Raw genomic sequence first — 19,776 nt, 5'->3', positions numbered from 1 at the left:
TAAAATTGAAAATTTTGACTATTTCACAAAAATAACGAGATTTTTCTACTTTAAATCAATTAGTTTTTATATTTAAAAACAAGTGAAACCCAGTTATTTTTTTCTTTTCTATCAACTTGTCCCAAATTATAATTTTCAGCCTTTTTCACAAATGCCTCTTCCTTTTCACTCAAAATTCCAGAAAAAATAACAGTTGCACCTTTTTCCAGAGTTTTTTCTATATCTTCAAGCAATTTTTCCAGAACATCTACCAAAATATTTGACACAACTAAATCATATTTTTCACTGACATCATCTACCAAATTTCCAATTATCACTTCAAAATTATCATTTATATCATTTTTAGAAAAATTTTCCAAAACAACATCTCGAACTTTTTCATCAATATCAATTCCAACAACCTTTTTCACACCTAATTTTTTCCCAATCAACATCAAAATACCGGAGCCACAGCCTATATCCATTAATTTCTTTTTATTTTCCGAATATTTCTCTAAAAATTCTACACACAACGAAGTAGTTTCATGTGTTCCTGTCCCAAACGCAAGCCCTGGATCAATTTCGATTACAATTTCATTATTTTCTGGTTCATACTTATCCCAACTTGGCTTTATGACAATGTTGTCAGTTATATTTACAGTGTGGAAATATTTTTTCCATTCATCTTGCCAGTCTTCGTCATTGCATTTAGCTGTGTAAATTTCATACATAAACTCTGTATCTGAATTCTGAAATTCTTTTAAATTATTAAAAATAATATTTAATTTTGTATTTGCAAATCTATTATCAACAACATATCCAATTATACTCCAAACATCATTTTTTATTGCAAAATTAGCATTATAATCCAGTATATTTTCAGAAAAGTAATCAATAACTTCTATCTGTTTAATTCCAATTTCATCAAACATATTTACTAATTTTGTCTTCGTTTCTTTTAAGTTATCCGAAAAATAATCTACTTTTACTTTTATCCATTTCATTTTTTCATTTTCCTTTTTTTATATTTCATCATATCCCATGTTCACACGTTTAATTGATAATGCCCTACCGGTCTTTTCATTCACTTCCAGCTCAATTCCATTGATTCTCAAGTTTTCTTCACATACAGAATATCTTGTTGGCATTCCGTCCTTAAATCTTTGTATACTTTCTTTTCTATTCATTCCTAGAATACCGTCATGTCCTCCAGTCATCCCTATATCTGAAATATATCCAGTCCCTCCTGGCAAAATTCTTTCATCTGCCGTCTGTGTATGTGTATGAGTTCCATAAACTGCTGACACTTTTCCAGATAAGTTCCATCCCATTGCCTGCTTTTCTGAAGTGGCTTCTCCATGAAAATCAAGAATGATTATATCTGTTTGTTCCTTAATCTGTGGCAAAACTTCCTCAACCGCCAAAAATGGACAAGCAATTGGTGGCATAAATACTTTACATTGGGCATTTATAACTGCTACTTTCACTCCATTTTTTTCAACAATTGTATAACCGCTTCCAGGTGCTTCCTTTGTATAGTTTATCGGTCTAATCAAATTTTTCTGTTCATTTATGTATGAATAGATTTCCCTTTTATCCCAGCTATGATTTCCAAGAGTTATGACATCTACTCCCCGATTAAACATTTCTTTTGCAATCTTTACATTTATTCCAAAACCACCAGCTGAATTCTCTCCATTTACAATAATAAAATCATAATTCTGTTTTCTTTTTTCCAAATATTTAAACAATGTAGTTCTACCTGGTCTACCGACAATATCACCAATTATTAAAAATTTCATGTAAAATCATTCCTTTGCATCTCAAATTTATCTAATATTTATTATACTACATATTATAATTTTTTTATAGTTTTTCTTAATTTATTTTTTTGATATTTTAATCTTTTTAGGTTGGTTTTACTATAAAAAAGAGCCTCCTGAATAAAAATTATCTTAAAAAAGATATTTTTAATGGATAAGCTCTCTTTTAGTTCATTTTTATTTATTTTGCATATTCCACAGCTCTAGTTTCTCTAATAACAGTAACTTTTATCTGTCCTGGATATTGCATTTTTTCTTCTATTTCTTTTGCTACATCTCTAGCTAGTATTGTAGCTTTATCATCATCAATATTATCTGGGTGAACGATTAACCTTAGTTCTCTTCCAGCCTGAATTGCATACGAGCTTTCAATTCCTTCATGACTATTAGCAATTTCCTCTAATTGTTCTAGACGTTTCAAATAATTTGATAATGTCTCACGTCTTGCTCCTGGTCTTGAGGCTGAAATTGAATCTGCTGCTTGTACTAATACAGCTTCTATGCTTAATTGCTCTACTTCATTATGATGTGATTCTACAGCATTTATTACAATTTCACTTTCTTTTGAAAATTTTCTTAAAAATTCTCCACCATTTATAGCATGTGATCCTTCTTGCTCATGTGAAAATGCTTTTCCTATATCATGCAATAATGCTGCTCTTTTAGCAATGTCAACGTTTGCACCAATTTCTGCTGCTAAAGTTGAAGCTATATGTGCAACTTCTATTGAGTGCTGTAAAATATTTTGCCCAAAAGATGTTCTGAATTTCAAACGTCCAAATACTTTTAATACTTCACGTGGCAATGTTGGAATCCCCACTTCTAAAATAGCCTGTTCTGCAGCATCTAATATACTTTCATCTACTTCATGCTGTGCTTTTGCTACAACTTCTTCTATTTTTGTTGGATGAATACGTCCATCTGAAATCAATTTTTCAAGTGCAATTTTAGCTACTTCTCTTCTTACACCATCAAAAGAAGACAGCACAACTGCTTCAGGTGTATCATCTATTATTAAATCAACTCCTGTTGCAGCTTCAATGGCTCTTATATTTCTTCCTTCACGTCCAATAATTCTACCTTTCATTTCTTCACTTGGCAACTGAATAACTGAAATTGTAGAATCAACAACATAATCTGAAGCAGCTTTTCCAATTGCTGTTGAAATAATTCTTTTTGAAATTCTATCTTTTTCCCTGTCTAAATTATGTTCATAATCTCTTATTAATACAGCTTTATCGTGATCTAGTTCATTTTCCAACTTAGTTAAAATAATTTTTCTTGCATCTTCCTGTGTCAGTTCTGAAATTCTTTCCAATTCTTTTTCTTCATTTGCAATCATTTCTTCTAGTTCTTTTTCTCTTCGGAACAATTTTTCACGGTATTTCTCATTTTTAGCTTCTCTTTCTTCCAACCGTTCCATTTTTGTTTCTAATGTCTCTTCTTTTTTGGCAATTCTTTCTTCTTTTGTAGCAAGTTCTGATTTCATTTTCTTTATTTCGTCATCTGCTATTTTTTTCTCATTTAACAATTCTTCTTTTACTTTTAGTGTTTCTTCTTTTCTAAACGATTCAATTTCTCTTTCAACTTCTTTTTTTGATGTTTCAAGTCTTCTTTTAGCATCAACGATTTTTAATTCCAGTTCGTTCAAATCTCCGTATTTTTTCTTAAAAATTGAACTCCCAAAAAAATAAGCTATAAAAAAAGTTAAAAAAGAAAAAATAACAATCAACAAAATCGCTATTGATATGCTCATTTTTCTCCCTTCTTATTTTTTTTCAGCTACATTTGAAATCTTCCAAGTATTATCATTTGTTTTTTTCCAAGTTAGTTTATAATAATTGCTTGCTGTGGCAAAATTAACTACCATAACACTATTTGCCCTATTTTTAGATACGACATTAACATCAGAAAAAACAAATGTCAATCCCGAAAGATCGTATTCTTGCATTTTTTTTACAATAATATTATTTTTAAATGTAGGTAAAAAAACTTCTTTTAATTTATTATATTCGTTTGAACTGGCAGCATCTTTTAACTCTTCTGTAACTTGCATTATTTGAGAGCTAATTGTCTTAGCTTCAATTTGAGTTACTTTTTTTTCAGAGGCAGTAAGGCTGGTACAGCTCATAAGAATCAACAAAATAAATAGACATAAATATTTTTTCATATTTTCCTCCAAAAACTTCGTCATTTAATTTTATCACAATTTTTTCACATATTCAAGTTAGAAAAAATAAATTTTTTCGTTTTTTTCCACTATTTTTTCTTATTTCTCCATCTTTTATGCTGCCACATATACTGCTCTGGATATTCTCTAATAATTTCCTCAAATTCGTGATAAATTTTTTGCATATTATATCGCATTGTTTCCTTTAATTTTTCCTGCTTTTCTATTTCAATAATTTTCTTATTTTTAACTCGTATTACATCTCCATCAAACACCGCATACGCAAGAACTATTGGTATTTTATGTTTCATAGAAAGCAAAACAGGTCCTGCAACTCCAGTTGTTTCACGTCCAAAAAATTTCACATCCACATCTTTTCCATAATGATCCGAAGCAAGAGCAATGATTGATTTTTCATTTATTGCTTTTCTCAAATTATCACTATCATGTAACGGCAAGGAATTAAGACCTCCTTCTTCACGCCATTTTGTCATCAAGTCATTAATTTTTTTATTTTTCTGATTTCTAAAAACAGCATAAAACTTTCTTATATCCCTCATTCTGCTGCCAGCTTCAAATCCGCCAAGATGAAGCGAAACAATTAAAACAGCCTTTTCATTATTTTCACAAGCCTGTCTCATTAGCTCCTCATTTTCTACAACAGTATTCCCATCTCGTGTAATCTCTTCCAAAAAAATAGAAGTCATAATCATCTTTCCCATTGTCTTATATGATTCTTTTGCAATTTTCTCAATGTCTTTATCATTTTTTTCAGGAAAAGCATTTTTTATATTATCTATCGTAAGTAGACGTCTTTTTTTTATAAGATAATATGCTGCCATCCCGAAACTTTCAAAAATTCTATATCTTGTTTTAAGAGAAAAAATTGACAAAATCTTTTTTATCAAAATAACAAAAAATCCTGTTATTTCTTCACTTATTTTATATTTCATCTTATTCTTAAACTCCTTAAAAATTTATTTTTAAAAAAAGAGCATACATAAAATACGCTCTTTTATCTTAATTACTATTTTCTGATTCCTAATTTTTCGATTAATGATCTATAATCATCAACGTTTCTATTTTTGATGTAGTTTAATAATCTTCTTCTTTTACCAACCATTTTTAGTAATCCTACTCTTGAATGCACATCTTTAGGATGTGTTTTTAAGTGAGCTGTCAAATGACTGATTCTATCTGTAAGAAGTGCAACTTGTACTTCAGCAGATCCTGTATCTTGAGCATTTTTTCCATATGCTTCAATAATTTCTTTTTTTGGTTTTAATGCCATTGTTTTCCTCCTAATAATTATTATTTAAACCAAGAATATAGCGGCAAACTTATATTCATAGTATAAATTCAAATGTTATTCTATCACATATTTTTCTATTTGTAAAGGCTTCCAACTTCATTTTTTCAAAAATTTCCTATTTTGCAAACGAAGCTGTTAATGAATCAAAATCAACTGGCAAATCAAGCTTTTCTTCAACTTTACCATTATTTATTTTTAAATTATATGGAAATGCATCAACTGCAAAACCACGAGCAATTGAACCACTTTCATCATAGTAGGCTGGGAATGTATACTCATTATCCTTTACATAAGTCTGTGTTTTCCCTAAATCAGTCTGAGAATTTGTAAATACAACTACTACATTAACTTTATCTTTATTTGCATCATAAAATTTCTGAACTTCAGGCAATTCTTCCTTACAATGTGGACACCATTCAGCAGCAACAATCATTAATGTTTTTTTACCATTGTTCATAATTTTTTCACTATTAACAGTTTTATTGCTATTTAACTCCTTCAATTCAAATTTTGGAACTTTCCCTTTCCCATCTACATCAACACTAAATTCTTTTCCACAAGATGCCACAAATAATAAAAGCAATGACATCATTAAAATTATTTTTTTCATTTTATATGTTTTCTCCTTTTTCTTAATTTTTTATTGTTTATACAATTTTGTAATTATACACTATTGTTATTAGAATTTTCTGTCAAAATATTTATTTTTATTTATCTAATCCAAGTGTTAAAATAGAAATAAACTCTAAATTTTTTTCTCCATCTAAAACCCAGTTATTTCCTTGTTTTTCCAAAATTATATTTATTGTTTTCTCACTATAAGATAACTTGTTTTCTTTTATTTTCTCATTAAAGAATTTAGTTGCTTCCTGAACAACTATCTTATCGATCTCTGATTCTGAAGCTATATTTGAAGATTTATATTTTTCAGTAATCATATTATGAAATTCATTTCCAAAAGTGCTATAATCAGGATACTTTATAGTAACATTTACTGTGGCTGTTTTATCTTTTGTCTCAACTTTATTTATTTTGTAGGTAATTTTTTTAAATCCTTCAAGTACAATTCCAATTTCAGGAATATTCATTGATGAATCCCATTTTTTTATCTTATTCATATCTCCAGATTGAATAATTTTCATATGCTGTTCAAATATTCTTTTAGCGACAGCATCCCTTCCACAGCTTATAGTCATTAGAATCATACTTAACAACAATAAGATATATTTTTTCATAATTCTCTCTTTCTAATATTTCATTTAGTTTACTAAATAAGCATCAAAAATTTCTCCAATATCATAGCCATTTTCTTTAGCGACTTTAAAATAGAATTTTGATTTTTGTTTATTTTTTTGATTATAATAATAAACTCCTAGATTGTAAAAGGCTGTTGTATTAAGTTTTGCAGCAGCCTGTAGATTCAGAATTCTTACCATCTTGTCAGTTTCAGGATAGTAAAGGCTCAAGTCAACCATTGAATAATCATCTCCGCTACTTGCAAGTCTTTCTAGTATTTTTTTTGCTTCTTTGCTTTGTTTTACTTGATTTTCCTCAGCTTTTACTGGATTTTTCTCTTTTTCCATATCTTCTAGAATATAAGCAAGTTTATATCCAGCTGAGATTGAACCTAGTAAATATGCTTTACTATAAATATTTTTTGCTTTTTTTATTTCCTTTTGAGTCTCATATAGACGACCTAGATAATTCATTGCATCAATATCATTTTTATTTGCAGCTTTTTGATAAAGTTCTTCTGCTTTTGTAAAATCTTTTAAATTTTCATAGATAAATCCTTTATATCCGAGAATTAATACTTCGTCTGAGTTTGTATCTTCCAGTATTTTTAATGCAAGATCATAATTCTTTTCCCCTTTTACAAGCCTTGAAGCAAGTTCAAATGCTGCAAGATAATATTTATTCTGTGAAAATATCTGGTTGTAAATTTGTACTGCTTCCTCTTCTTTATCATCATTTTCCAACAATTTTGCTTTTGCGTAAAGTGCAGGCGAGTAATTTTCAGACAAAAAATCTTTTAAAATATCATAGGCTTTTTCAATATTAGAAACTTTTTCCAAAACTAAAGTTCCAAGTTCCTTTTTTTCTTCCACAGAAATACTTCCATTATTTAATTTTTTATTTAATTCCTCTATCCTTTTATAAAAATTCATCAAATTTTTGTTATACTCATAAGAATACAGTGCATAAATTTCATTAGCGTCTCTTCCTTTTTTCAAATATTCCTGTGCCTTTGTAAATTCAAGCTTATTTTCATATATAGTTCCTATTACATAATAGGCTTTTACATTTCCCTGTTTTGCAGAACTTTCCAAAAGGTCTATGATCTGACTTTCGTCTCCATTTGTCTGCTGAAGCAAAAGTGCTTGATAATATTCAGCAAGACCTTTACTTTTTTTCATATATCTATTAAAGAACATAGTTCCATTTTCAGCTAGATAAGTATAGGCAAGTCCATAAACATCTTCATTTCCAGCTTTTGCTGATTCATTTATATTTTTCATAATATATTCATAATCCTTTTTTTCAAGAATTCCAATAAGTCCTTTTTCAAGTGCATCATAACCAGCATCTGTTTTTGAGCAAGCTACTGAAAATAATAATGCAATTATTATATATATCCATTTTTTCATACTTTTATCACATTTCCTATTCGTAAAAAAATTTCCCCCCGCTTTTACTTAGAATCTGATAAACCTAGAGTTATTGATTTTTGATACTGCTATTTCACAGTAGTTCCAATTTTTATTTCATCGTCAATAATTATAAGTTTCGTTTTTTTCTTTTCAGTTGCTGTCAGTAGCATTCCTTGTGATAATTCCCCTTTTAATTCTACTGGTTTTAAATTCAGTATAGCCTGTACTTTTTTCCCAACTAGTTCTTGTTCATTTGGATACCATTTTGCAATTCCTGAAATAATCTGCCTCTTCTCTTTTCCAGTATTTACAATAAATTTTAACAATTTATCCGCATTTTCAATTTTCTCTACTTTTTCAATTTGAACAACTTTTATTTCAATTTTATTAAAATCATCTATTGTAATTGGATTTTCAATTTTCAAGTCCTCATTGTATTCTTTTTTAGGTTCCTCTTCCAATTCAATTCTTGGGAACAGCGGAACTGCTTCATTTAACCGATTTCCAAAGGGATAACTTTTCCATTCTTTTATATCATCTAAATGTAATTTTGTAATATCTTTTTCAAGTCCTAACTGATTTATCATTTTTTGTGCAGTTTCTGGCATGAATGGTGAAATAAGCACTGCAATTTTGTAAAGTGAATCCACTAAATTATACATGACTGTTGACAATCTATCTTTTTGGCTTTCATCCTTTGAAAGTTTCCAAGGCTCACATTCATCAATGTATTTATTCATTCTTGAAATAAATTTCCAAATATCCTTTAATGCCTCAGAAAATTGATAATTATTTATATGCTTATCCAAATCAATCAATGTATTTTTCCATAATTCCTTAATTTCAATATCAAAACTTTCTTCAACTTCATTTAATACAACTTCTGAATTAAAATATTTTTTTTGCATTCCAATCGTTCTATTAAGCAAGTTTCCTAAATCGTTTGCCAAGTCAGCATTTATTCTCTGAACCATTGCCTTTTTAGAATAATCAGCATCCTGACCAAAAGTCGCCTCTCTCATCAGATAATATCTAAAAGCGTCAAGTCCGTATTTTTCAACTTCTTCCTCTGGATTAACAACATTTCCAAGTGATTTTGACATTTTTTCACCTTCTACAGTCCACCATCCATGTGCTGCAATCGTATCAGGCAACTTTATTCCAGCCGACATTAGCATCGCAGGCCAGATAATAGCGTGAAATCTCAGAATATCTTTTCCAACAACATGATTTACAGTTCCGTTAGTCCAGAATTTATCAAACTGCTCTGTATCAGTCGAAAATCCTGCACCAGTCAAGTAAATATTCAATGCATCGAACCAAACGTAGATTACATGCCCTTCTTCTAGTTCTAATGGTATTCCCCAGTCAAATGTAGTTCTTGAAATTGATAAATCTTGAAGCCCTTGTTTTATGAAGGCAATTACTTCATTTTTCTTACCTTCAGGCTTTATAAAATCAGGATTTTTTTCGATATGTTCTAACAGTGCATTTTCATACTTAGATAATTTAAAGAAATATGAAGTTTCTTTTACATCAATGACTTCTTTTCCCATATATTTTCCATCAACAAGCTGATTTTCAGGTACAAAAGTTTCTTCAGAAACACTATATTTACCAACATATTCTCCTCTATAAATATCTCCCTTGTCATGTACCCTCTTTATTATTTCTTTTACAGTTTTCAAATGTTTTTCTTGTGTTGTTCTCATAAAATCTGTATTTGAAATATTTAACTTTTCCCATAAAGTTGTGAAATTAAGAGACATTTTATCTACCCACTGCTGTGGCGTAAATCCATTTTTTTCAGCTGCTTCCTGAATTTTCTGCCCATGTTCATCGACTCCAGTCATAAAGCCAACTTCTTCACCAGTTAACCTTTTGTATCGGGAAACAACATCACAAATTATTGTTGTATACGCTGTTCCCACGTGTGGTACCGCATTAGGATAGTAAATTGGCGTTGTTATGTAAAATGCTTTTGACATATTTTTCCTCCCTATAATTTTATAATTTATCAATATCTAAAAATTTATCTTTTTATTTAAAACTTTCTTCATTAAATTCAACATTCTTATTTTTGTTATATTTTTCACTGTAAATTTCAAATGCCTTATTTCCAGCCTGATGTATTTTTTCTTTTACTAATTTTATCGACTCTTCTAAAGTTATTTCCTTTGTTAAGTAAAATGGCTCTGCAACATAATGAACACATTTAGAAAATGGAACAGGTATTTCAAGTTTGTCCCACATATTTTTAAAAATCCATTTTTTACTGCAGTAAGAACTGACTGGAACAATCGGCATTCCTGTTTTTTGTGCTATAAAAATTGCACCCGCTTTTGGCTCAAAAATAGGACCACTCGGACCATCAATCGCAATTCCAAGAGTATAGTCTTTCTTGGCATATTTCATAGCTTCCTTTAAACTTTTTATATTGTCTCTATTCGACGAACCTCGTATTAATTCATTCCCTTCTCTTCTAAGTAATTCTGCTAAGATTTCTCCATCCTTTGAGGCACTTACGATGGAAGCCTTTTTGTCAATAATTCGTGTAGCATTACATACTGTAAAAATTTTTCTGTGCCAAAAAACAATGATGTTAGGTTCATTTATTTTAACGCCATCTGCATAAAAATATTCTTTTCTAGTTATAAAACTTAATATCCTGTATACAAGATGAAGAATAGAACCTAAAAATTTATATTTATTCATTTTCTCTCCCACTATTTTTAAATTACACCAATCCTTATCAAATCAAATTAACCAAAATTGATTAAATCTTAATTTATAATTTCCATATTAAATTAGTAGATATTTAAATTTTTATTATATTTGCATTTTAAAATGTTTCACTATATCGGAAATCTTATTTTCTATAACTTCATTAGTCTCATTTTTTCTATAATTTTTATCAAGTCTTGTACAAAGCATAGTTGCATAACCAAATAGAAAATACCATATTTTATTTATGACATTTTTAGCCTCTTCTTCCTCTAATGCGGGAAAACTTTCCAGTAGATTTTCTTTTGTCAAGAACTCTCCAAGTGTTACTTCGTAAAGTTTTTCAAATCTTTCTGTTGTATCAAGAAAAATTGTCCTAAATAATTCCTTTTCTTCTCTAGCGAATATCACAAAACCAATTGCTCCACTCAATATTTTTCTTTCAGCATAATTTCCATATAAGTATTTTTTTAATTTTTCCTTACACTTGTCTATAATTTCTTCTTTTAATTCATCTACTGTATTAAAGTTAAAGTAAATAGGCGCCGTAGAACACTTCAGATAACTTGCTATTTTTCTGACACTTACATTTTGGAAGCCTTCTTTTTTCATTAACTCATATCCAGCCTCAATTATCACTTCTTTCGTAAACTTAAGTCTAGGCATCGTTTTCTCCTTTTCAGATTTTCATCTGTTTTATCCATTAATTTTTTCATAAATACAAAATTTCCATCCATCGTGATTTTCCTCAGTCAAAGTTATCCATTTATCCAAATCTATCTTTGGAAAATAAGCATCTGCAGCTGTATCAGAAAAATCAATATAACTCATATAAATTTTACTAACAATTTCTAATTCTAATGATTTTTTATAAATTTGCTCTCCTCCAATAATAAAAATTTCCTCCTCTACATTTTCATATTGTTTAACAAACTTATAAAAATCATTACATATTTTTAGTTTTGTAGTTTTTGTTTCATATATATCTTTTTCTTCAGTTATATTAAAAAATGATTTTGAAAATACAATATTTTTTCTATTAGGCAACGGCTTACCTATACTCTCATAAGTATGTCTTCCCATTACAACTGTTTTTCCTGTTGTAATTTCTTTGAATTTTTTCAAATCTTCAGGAATATGCCACAAAAGCTGATTATTTTTTCCAATTTCATTATTTTTCCCAACAGCAACTACTATGCTATACATTTTATACTCCTTAATTTTATAATTTAATCGAAGTAATAAAATATAGAAAAACCATTATCTTTTATTTAACTTTATATATTAGTTTAAAATACTGATTTTACTATATTCTACTACTTCTTAAACTTTTCCATTCTTAAACCGCAACTTCAAATTTAATTACAGGATGGCTTTCATAATCTTCTAACGTAATATCCTCGAATGTCAATTCATTAAATGGCTTATCTGCAATATTAATTTTGGCAAGTTTTAACGGCTCTCTTGTCAGTTGCTCCTTTAGCCCTTCAATATGATTTTCATAAATATGAGCATCAATTATTGTGTGAGCAAATTCTCCAACTTCATATCCACATTCTTTTGCAATCATCATTGTAAGCAATGAATAACAAGCTAGATTAAATGGTATCCCAAGTGCAATATCTCCACTTCTTTGAGTCAAGTGGCAGTTAAGTTTATTCCCAAGAACATTAAAGGCAAAAGTATAATGGCACGGTGGCAATTTACTAATTGTTGCATTCCCTGGATTCCAAGCTAAAACTATCATTCTTCTTCCGTTTTTGTGATTAGGATTTGTTTTCATTTCCTTTAGAGTGTCAATAATATACTGAATCTGGTCAAATACAAGCTGTCCATTTTTTTCTCTAGTCACCCAAGGATTATTCTCATCAGCAAAAACTTCTCCATCTAATGAAATTTCAGGTACTGGATATCTTCTCCAGAATCTTCCATAAGCCGTTTCTAGCCTTCCTTCCTCATCTGCCCAGGCATCCCATATTTTTGTCTTTTTTCGCAAGTTTTTAATATGCTCTTCTCCTGATAAATACCAGAAAAGTTCGTGCAACATTGAGTTAAAATACATTTTTTTTGTTGTCAAAAGGGGATAACCTTTGCTCAAATCTACTTTATATGAATAAGCAAAAGTAGAAATTGTATCAACTCCTGTCCTATTTTCTTTTTTTATCCCATTATCAAGTACATACTTAACCATATCCAGATATTGTTTCATTTTCTCTCCAATTCTATTTTTCTCACCTATTTTAATTTTATAAGGCTTAAATTAATATTCAAAATTATTCTGTCTCAAAGCTTCAAACAGCACGATCGCGACAGCATTGGACAAATTCAGTGAACGCCCAAGGGGAAGCATTGGAATCGTGATGTTGCTTTCCTTGTATTTATTTAATATTTCTTCAGGTATCCCACGTGATTCAGGCCCAAACATTATATAATCGCTGTCATTAAATTTCACATCTGTATATCTCTGTTTTGTTTTTGTTGTTGCAAAATAGATTTTTGCATTGCTGTTTTCGATGTTTTCCTGCCAGAAGTGTTCCCAATTTTCCCACACGAAAAGCTGTACATCTTTCCAGTAGTCTAGTCCCGCACGTTTTATTTTCTTATCATCCAGTTCAAAACCGAGAGGTTTTATTAAATGTAATTTTGTGTTTGTTAAGACACAAGTTCTTCCTATATTTCCTGTATTTACGTGAATTTCTGGATTTAATAGAACTATGTTCATTTTATCTACCATTCTTTCTATTCAAGTTTATTTTACCATACAAATCTATTTATTTCATCAATTTTTTGTAATCTTCCAGTTTTATTCGATTAGAAGTAATTTTATTTAATTTTTTGGTAATGTTATCTCCTCTATCAAAACCACCAAATCCTATTTTGGAATTAATGTGAGTAATTGCTATAGCAAGTGCATCCGCAGCATCATCAGGTTTTGGGATTTCTTCTAATTTTAATATTAATTTTACCATTTCCTGAATTTGCTTTTTTTCAGCTCTACCATAACTTGCAATTCCCATTTTTACTTGAAGTGGAGTGTAACTGTATAAATTCAGCTTATTTTTCTGCCCTGCTAAAGTTATAACTCCACGAGCCTGTCCAACTTTTATTACCGTCTTCTGATTTTTAAAGAAAAATAAGTCTTCGATAGCCATATCAGTCGGTTTCCATAATTTTATTATATTTTCCAGTTCATCATAAATTTTTTCCAGCCTTACTGGCATATCCTCATCTTTATCCGTAAAAATACAGCCATAATCAAGTGGCACATATTTACCATTTTCATAATCTACAACGGCGTATCCTACTATTGCTGTACCAGGATCTATCCCTAAAATCCTCATGTTTCTCCTATTTATTTACTTTCTTATTTCTTTATTTTTTATTATATCACACCTAAAGGTTGTATGCAAGATTTCCGTATACGCTATTCAAAATATTTTTGTATATAGTTCCGAGTGTAGTCAACATAGCTTCTCAAGTCAATATCATCATAATTGACAAAGTCTTTTACATTTGTTTCAACTTTTCTTATTTTGTATAAATTGCTGTTTATATCTCCAAAACCGTATTTTTCATAATACTTTTCCTGTTTCTGCATAACTGCCTTGTATAGTCCCGTCTTTGAAAAATATAGTCGATATTTTCTAAATTTATACAACACTTCATTACTTTCAAAGTCTATCTTTCCATTTTCATCACAGGCATAGATATCTTCATAAACAGAAGCATATATGAAGAATATATCTGGATTTTTGGAAAAAACTTCTTCTACTGCCACTGCTATTTCTTTTTTTTCCCAAAAATATAGTTTCAAAACTTCTGATATCCAAATATGATTTCTTGGCATAATTAACTTGCTGTAGTAAAATTCATCGGTTCCTATAACTTCATTGCCTATCCTATATAAGAGCGAACTTTTATTTTTCAGGAAGTTATCAACATCCTTTATATCGAAAATATTTTTATATTGAACAGCTATCTTCTTTTTTATTTTATTCAGAATATTACCGTTTATATTTGTAATAAAAATATCGTTTTCAAAAACCGCAACTATTTCTATATTTTCTTTTGCAAAAATTCTTTTTAACCGTTTTATGATACTTGTTTTATATCTATTTAAGGTATGTTTTGCAAATGATGAATTTAAAAGCATATCTATTGGTATTTTTTTTATTATATTTTTATCCTTTTCAATTAAAAGTTTACTTTCAATCAGCCATTCATACAGATAATCTTTTTGAATTGATAATTTATATACCTTTTTTTGAAGATAATTGTCATAATCATTCATCTTTACTTTTTTTGAATAGTTTATTCCAGACTGACTAGCATTTGTGAATCCGCTATCTAAAAGTAAAGTTATCAGCTTGTCATTATTGTACTTCAAATACTTTATCTTATTTTTAAGCTTCATACTATTGCTATAACTTCCTTTTGTAATAATATTCAAAAGATTTTCCTTTTCATCCCAGTTGCTTTTTTCTTTTATTATAAAATTATACATCTTTTCTGTTGCCAGTACATCCTGTAGACAATAGTCAATTACTTTGTCCACAATTTCATCATATATATTTTTTTTAATTACGTAATTAAAATTGGCAAAATCCTGTTCCTCAATACTGTCTCCACAATTAAACTCAAATCCTTTTACTCCAAGATTCAAGTTGTATTCGTAAGCCAGGTCATAAGAGTAAAATTCATGATTTTCACTTTTATATTCATCCTTTGGCATATTTCTTATTATTTTTATTTCACTATTTAATTTATTCCTGTTTACATTTGAATTTCTGTATTTTAAAAGATTATTAATCACAATATCATCAAATCCGTGTCCTGCATACGAGATTAAAACATTTTTAGAAATTATGTCATATAAAAGTTTTTTCTGACGATTAAAATTATCTGAATCAATAATCAATATTTTGTCATCATTTAACTTTTTTAAGACAATACAGAAGTAATTTGGAAAAACTTCAATATCAAATACATATTTATTTGATTTTTTCATATATCATTATCACCACTTTTCAGTTCTGAAAGTTACAAAAAGTATTTATCTCTCTTCAAATAGATTTTATCTCCTCTAATATTTACAATTTTCACAATTCCCTTGAACTCTCTTATATTTGTACTCCTATTTCTCACATATACCTTAAATTTCTGATTTTCTCTCACATTTACTTCACTGATTTCTTTACCTATGTTTTCAAATTTTTTAAACGTATCAATAACTGTCATACCATTTTTCAACTTTCCATACTTCTCGTTAGAAACATTTATTCCAAAATAATCCAGCACATCCTCTATTTTTACAAAACTGGCTATTTCACTAATTTTTTCAGCCCATATATCAACATCATCCTTTGTAGCCCAAAAAGAGTCAATTTCTTTTTTTCCTCGAACAAGTTCTTTCAATTTTTCAATTTCATCTTCAACTTTTTCTAATGAAATTGCATCTTCGATAACATATTTATCAATTTTAGTTCTCACAAGTCTTGTCATTGTGGCAAAAACTCCTAATTTCTCTCCAATATCGTAAACTAATGAACGGATATAAGTTCCACTACTGACTTTTGCATAAAATGAAATTTTAATATTTTGAGCATTTTCTGAATTTTTTTCTGGATGCACTATATTTATTTCTCTAATTTCTGATATTTCTACATTTCTTTCGGCTCTTTCCACTTCAATCCCTTTTCTTGCCAAATCATAAAGTTTCTTACCGTCAATTTTTATTGCGGAATACATTGGAGGAATTTGCTTTACCTTGCCTTTAAAACTATTTACAGCCTGTATTATTTCAGAATCACTTATATTAATTTCAGAAGTATATTTTTCAACAACTGTCCCTTCTGAATCATAAGTATCTGTCTTATAGCCAAGTTCCATTTCCACATAATATTCCTTATCTTTTTTCATCAAACTGTCAGAAAATTTTGTAGCATCATTAATCATAACAATCATAAGTCCCTCGGCCATTGGATCAAGGGTTCCAGCATGTCCTACTTTTTTGGCCTTTATCACTCTTTTCAAATGATTTATCGCCCCAAACGAACTTATCCCTTTGCTTTTATTTAAAAGTATCAGTCCATCCTTTGTAAAATTCTTCTCCATTTTACTCCTTCCTATACCCGCCATATTCTTTACATTATCGGTGAAATCAGCTTAAACACAGAATTTCTTAGCCGTTTAAAAAAAGTAACCTTTTTTAGCCTTATCTCGTCAAACCTTTCACACACTTCCAAATCTTCTATGAACTGTCCCTTTAAATCTCTGCTAATTTCTTGATTATAAAATACCGAGTTTACTTCGTAATTTATTTCAAAGCTCCGCATATCAAAGTTGCATGTTCCAAGTGTTGATATTTTTTCATCCACAATAATATTTTTACTGTGTAAAAATCCCGCTGTATAACGGTAAATCTCAATGCCTGCTTCAATTAATTCCGCAAAATAAGTTTCTGCTATCCAGTAAGGCATTTTCTTATCCGGCACTCCTGTAACCATTATCTTTATTTTTACTCCCGAAAGAGCCGCCATCTTTAACTGTGAAATCAAATCAGTGTCGGGAACAAAATAAGGACTTTGAATCAGCACTTCCTCTTTCGCCGTTGCAATCATTTTAGAATACAGATATTTCAAAGTGGTCCATTCGGTGTCAGGCCCGCTTGATGAAACCTGCATCAAATATTCCAGTTTTTCTTGTTTATCTATCGGCTTTTGCTCTTCCAGTTCGTGAACTGCCTCTTTTTTTATATCTTCAATAAAATCGTCTTTCCAACCACTGTTTAGCCAATCTGTAACAAAAATTGCCAGATACTGCCCAATTATTTCTCCTGTAATCCGAATATTCGTATCCCTCCAGCTGTCAAATCTCTTTCCACCGTCTATATATTCCTGCCCTACATTCATGCCGCCAGTATGCACTATATTATTATCAATTAACGCTATTTTTCTATGATTACGATAATTCATCTTGGAAATAAAAAATTTAACATCTAAAAACCATCTTATCTCAATTCCAGCGTTTCTAAGTTCTTTTTTATATTTTCTAGGCAATTTCCAAGTTCCCACTCCGTCAAAAAGCAGTTTTATTTTAACTCCTTCCTTAGCCTTTTTCAAAAGTGCATTTTTTATTCTTTCCCCAAGTTCATCGGCTCTCCAAATAAAATATTCCATATAAATCGTACTTTTTGCATTTTCTATATCACAAATAATCGAATCAAATGCTTCTTTCCCATGAAAAAACAATTTATACGAATCATTATTAGTCAAAAAAGTACCTTCAGCCTCATACAGCATTTTTACAAGTTCACTTTGCTGACTGCCTAAATTAATATTTTTTATCATTGTATCAATCTGATTCCGTATTGTAGCTTTTATTTCTGCTTCAGTCATTTTAGCTGTGTTTCCATCGACATTTTCAAGACGATTATAATAAAAAAAGTCCTGTGATCTAAAAATATCCGACACATCCCGCTGCATAAAATTAAAAATCCTTGAATACAGCTTTTTTTCTTCCCCCTTCATCTTCTTAGAAATTACCTTATTCCTTCTCCAGTTAATCCCAAACAAAAGATACAAAACCGCTCCTCCAAGTGGAAATGTAAAAATTGTAAAAATCCAGGCAAGCATCGCATTCGGTGATTTATCCGACAACAGCACAGATACTCCCAATACAATAATTATCAGATAATGCAGCCTTTCAAACGGAATTATCCAGCTTGAAATAATTATAGCCAGTCCATGCAGCATATTATCCCCCTCATTTTTTATTTGTTAAATTAATCTATCTTTTAGCATTATATCTATAATTTTATCACTTTTAACAAAGATTTTCAATCATTCTTATTGAACAAATTCTAAAAACGTGACATAACGAATTGAAATTAAAAAGTACATAAATTCATGTAAAAAAAACAGTTCATAATTTATTTAATTAGTTAATTTTCTTATGTTAAAAATTCAAATTCCAGCTGTTTTTCCATTCCTTCCATTCTTTCGGAGTTACTGTTGCTAAATCAAAATCTTTCATAAAATCATACGGATCTTCGTAACTTTCTAGCGGTGTGTTGTCTATCAATTCTTTTGGTGCCACTTCATGGTCTATTTCTAAATCTATTCCATGATATAAGGCTATTTTGGCATATATTATGACATATACATGCAAGTAAAATTCATAATTTGGGTTGTTATCATTTGAAAATTTTCTTGCCACCTTCTGTTCCATCATTCCATTTATTGCTTTTTTCATTCCATCAATATCTTTATCTGCCAGAGCACCTAAAAATTCATAGTGCAGTTCCCCATATCTATAATAACTGTCTTTCAATGGATTTTTCAAATATGCATCACATCTTTTTTTCACTTCTTCAAAATCTCCTCTTATTGCATGAGGAATTACACGAATTAAGAAAAATAATCCATAATCATTTTTTAAATATCCATATTTATTTTTTTCACTGTCATAATCATCAGGCATTATCATATCCATATTATTTTTGAAAAATGTTATAAAATCTGGATTATTAGACATCAGCATTTCAAACATTTGAGAAGTCTGAGTGAATAACCTGCTATCTCTATCGCAACCTAATATTTGTAACTTTCCACCTATATAACAATTTAATCTGTGTTCTTTGATATTTTTTTCTATTAATAAATTTTTAGATGATAATTGTAAAAAACCTCTTGAAAGACTTTCCATACAAGAAAATTGATCCCCTTTTTTATTTTGTATGTAATTCAAAGGTTCTTCTATTTCTTCTTTTGATATATTTGTTTTCTCTAATCTTTCCAAACCTCTTTGATATTTTAATTTTCCTGCTACTAAACTCATATTTTTATTCCTTTCTCATTAATTATTTATTTTGTATTTCTACGGGTATAAATATTAACTCTTCATTATCTTTATCAACACCAATCCATCCTATTTTTATTTTCAAAGATACCTTTTAATTTCAAATCAAATATCTTATACTAAACCCCATTTAAATAACTAATTTATTACAAATTTTTCCAATATAAAGATAAAAAACTAGTATTTCAAAATAATTAAAATATAATTTTTTCTTTTAATAAACTGACGGAGCTTTTATTTGTTCAGCTACGACTGTTT

At 29.3% G+C, this 19,776-nt stretch carries 20 protein-coding genes; all 20 read right to left on the bottom strand.

Going from position 1 to position 19,776, the window contains the following annotated elements; translation table 11 throughout:
* Nucleotides 1-59 precede the first annotated feature (59 nt).
* Nucleotides 60-983 (bottom strand): 50S ribosomal protein L11 methyltransferase, encoded by a 924-nt coding sequence (gene prmA, locus HMPREF1552_RS00420; protein ID WP_021743046.1) that lies wholly within the window; start codon nt 981-983, stop codon nt 60-62.
* An 18-nt stretch (nt 984-1,001) separates the two neighbouring features.
* The gene (locus HMPREF1552_RS00415; protein WP_021743045.1) at nt 1,002-1,781 is read right to left on the bottom strand and encodes a TIGR00282 family metallophosphoesterase; all 780 of its coding nucleotides are present in this window, start codon (nt 1,779-1,781) and stop codon (nt 1,002-1,004) included.
* 202 nt (nt 1,782-1,983) lie between these two features.
* Nucleotides 1,984-3,558, bottom strand: a complete 1,575-nt coding sequence (gene rny, locus HMPREF1552_RS00410) for a ribonuclease Y (RefSeq protein ID WP_021743044.1) — start codon at nt 3,556-3,558, stop codon at nt 1,984-1,986.
* A 12-nt stretch (nt 3,559-3,570) separates the two neighbouring features.
* The gene (locus HMPREF1552_RS00405; protein ID WP_039900869.1) at nt 3,571-3,972 is read right to left on the bottom strand and encodes a hypothetical protein; all 402 of its coding nucleotides are present in this window, start codon (nt 3,970-3,972) and stop codon (nt 3,571-3,573) included.
* A gap of 89 nt (nt 3,973-4,061) precedes the next feature.
* Nucleotides 4,062-4,925, bottom strand: a complete 864-nt coding sequence (locus tag HMPREF1552_RS00400) for a lysophospholipid acyltransferase family protein (RefSeq protein ID WP_021743042.1) — start codon at nt 4,923-4,925, stop codon at nt 4,062-4,064.
* A 74-nt stretch (nt 4,926-4,999) separates the two neighbouring features.
* On the bottom strand, nt 5,000-5,263 hold the full coding sequence (gene rpsO / locus HMPREF1552_RS00395; protein ID WP_021743041.1) for a 30S ribosomal protein S15: 264 nt from the start codon (nt 5,261-5,263) through the stop codon (nt 5,000-5,002).
* A 136-nt stretch (nt 5,264-5,399) separates the two neighbouring features.
* Entirely contained in the window at nt 5,400-5,894 is a 495-nt protein-coding gene (locus HMPREF1552_RS00390; protein WP_021743040.1) for a TlpA disulfide reductase family protein, read from the bottom strand.
* A gap of 97 nt (nt 5,895-5,991) precedes the next feature.
* Entirely contained in the window at nt 5,992-6,519 is a 528-nt protein-coding gene (locus HMPREF1552_RS00385; protein ID WP_039900866.1) for a hypothetical protein, read from the bottom strand.
* A gap of 24 nt (nt 6,520-6,543) precedes the next feature.
* On the bottom strand, nt 6,544-7,932 hold the full coding sequence (locus tag HMPREF1552_RS00380) for a sel1 repeat family protein (protein ID WP_021743038.1): 1,389 nt from the start codon (nt 7,930-7,932) through the stop codon (nt 6,544-6,546).
* A gap of 89 nt (nt 7,933-8,021) precedes the next feature.
* On the bottom strand, nt 8,022-9,923 hold the full coding sequence (gene metG / locus HMPREF1552_RS00375; RefSeq protein WP_021743037.1) for a methionine--tRNA ligase: 1,902 nt from the start codon (nt 9,921-9,923) through the stop codon (nt 8,022-8,024).
* Between the two features lie 52 nt (nt 9,924-9,975).
* Nucleotides 9,976-10,650 (bottom strand): lysophospholipid acyltransferase family protein, encoded by a 675-nt coding sequence (locus HMPREF1552_RS00370; protein WP_039900863.1) that lies wholly within the window; start codon nt 10,648-10,650, stop codon nt 9,976-9,978.
* 114 nt (nt 10,651-10,764) lie between these two features.
* On the bottom strand, nt 10,765-11,325 hold the full coding sequence (locus HMPREF1552_RS00365; protein WP_021743035.1) for a TetR/AcrR family transcriptional regulator: 561 nt from the start codon (nt 11,323-11,325) through the stop codon (nt 10,765-10,767).
* A 30-nt stretch (nt 11,326-11,355) separates the two neighbouring features.
* Nucleotides 11,356-11,865 (bottom strand): dihydrofolate reductase, encoded by a 510-nt coding sequence (locus tag HMPREF1552_RS00360; protein WP_021743034.1) that lies wholly within the window; start codon nt 11,863-11,865, stop codon nt 11,356-11,358.
* Between the two features lie 133 nt (nt 11,866-11,998).
* Nucleotides 11,999-12,868 (bottom strand): thymidylate synthase, encoded by an 870-nt coding sequence (gene thyA / locus HMPREF1552_RS00355; RefSeq protein WP_021743033.1) that lies wholly within the window; start codon nt 12,866-12,868, stop codon nt 11,999-12,001.
* A gap of 51 nt (nt 12,869-12,919) precedes the next feature.
* Nucleotides 12,920-13,381 (bottom strand): tRNA (cytidine(34)-2'-O)-methyltransferase, encoded by a 462-nt coding sequence (locus HMPREF1552_RS00350; RefSeq protein WP_039900861.1) that lies wholly within the window; start codon nt 13,379-13,381, stop codon nt 12,920-12,922.
* A gap of 49 nt (nt 13,382-13,430) precedes the next feature.
* The gene (gene ruvC, locus HMPREF1552_RS00345) at nt 13,431-14,000 is read right to left on the bottom strand and encodes a crossover junction endodeoxyribonuclease RuvC (RefSeq protein ID WP_021743031.1); all 570 of its coding nucleotides are present in this window, start codon (nt 13,998-14,000) and stop codon (nt 13,431-13,433) included.
* Nucleotides 14,001-14,083: 83 nt separating this feature from the next.
* A complete protein-coding gene (locus HMPREF1552_RS00340) occupies nt 14,084-15,667 on the bottom strand; it encodes a hypothetical protein (protein ID WP_021743030.1) in 1,584 nt (527 codons plus the stop codon).
* Between the two features lie 32 nt (nt 15,668-15,699).
* Nucleotides 15,700-16,773 (bottom strand): tRNA pseudouridine(55) synthase TruB, encoded by a 1,074-nt coding sequence (truB, locus tag HMPREF1552_RS00335; RefSeq protein ID WP_039900859.1) that lies wholly within the window; start codon nt 16,771-16,773, stop codon nt 15,700-15,702.
* Nucleotides 16,774-16,802: 29 nt separating this feature from the next.
* Entirely contained in the window at nt 16,803-18,413 is a 1,611-nt protein-coding gene (cls, locus tag HMPREF1552_RS00330; protein ID WP_021743028.1) for a cardiolipin synthase, read from the bottom strand.
* A gap of 202 nt (nt 18,414-18,615) precedes the next feature.
* The gene (locus tag HMPREF1552_RS00325; RefSeq protein WP_021743027.1) at nt 18,616-19,497 is read right to left on the bottom strand and encodes an Imm49 family immunity protein; all 882 of its coding nucleotides are present in this window, start codon (nt 19,495-19,497) and stop codon (nt 18,616-18,618) included.
* Nucleotides 19,498-19,776: the final 279 nt, after the last annotated feature.

This window comes from Leptotrichia sp. oral taxon 879 str. F0557, from assembly GCF_000469385.1.
Classification (GTDB): domain Bacteria; phylum Fusobacteriota; class Fusobacteriia; order Fusobacteriales; family Leptotrichiaceae; genus Leptotrichia; species Leptotrichia mesophila.
Note: the sequence above shows the minus strand (reverse complement) of the source record. Positions and strands in the feature narration are given on the sequence as shown.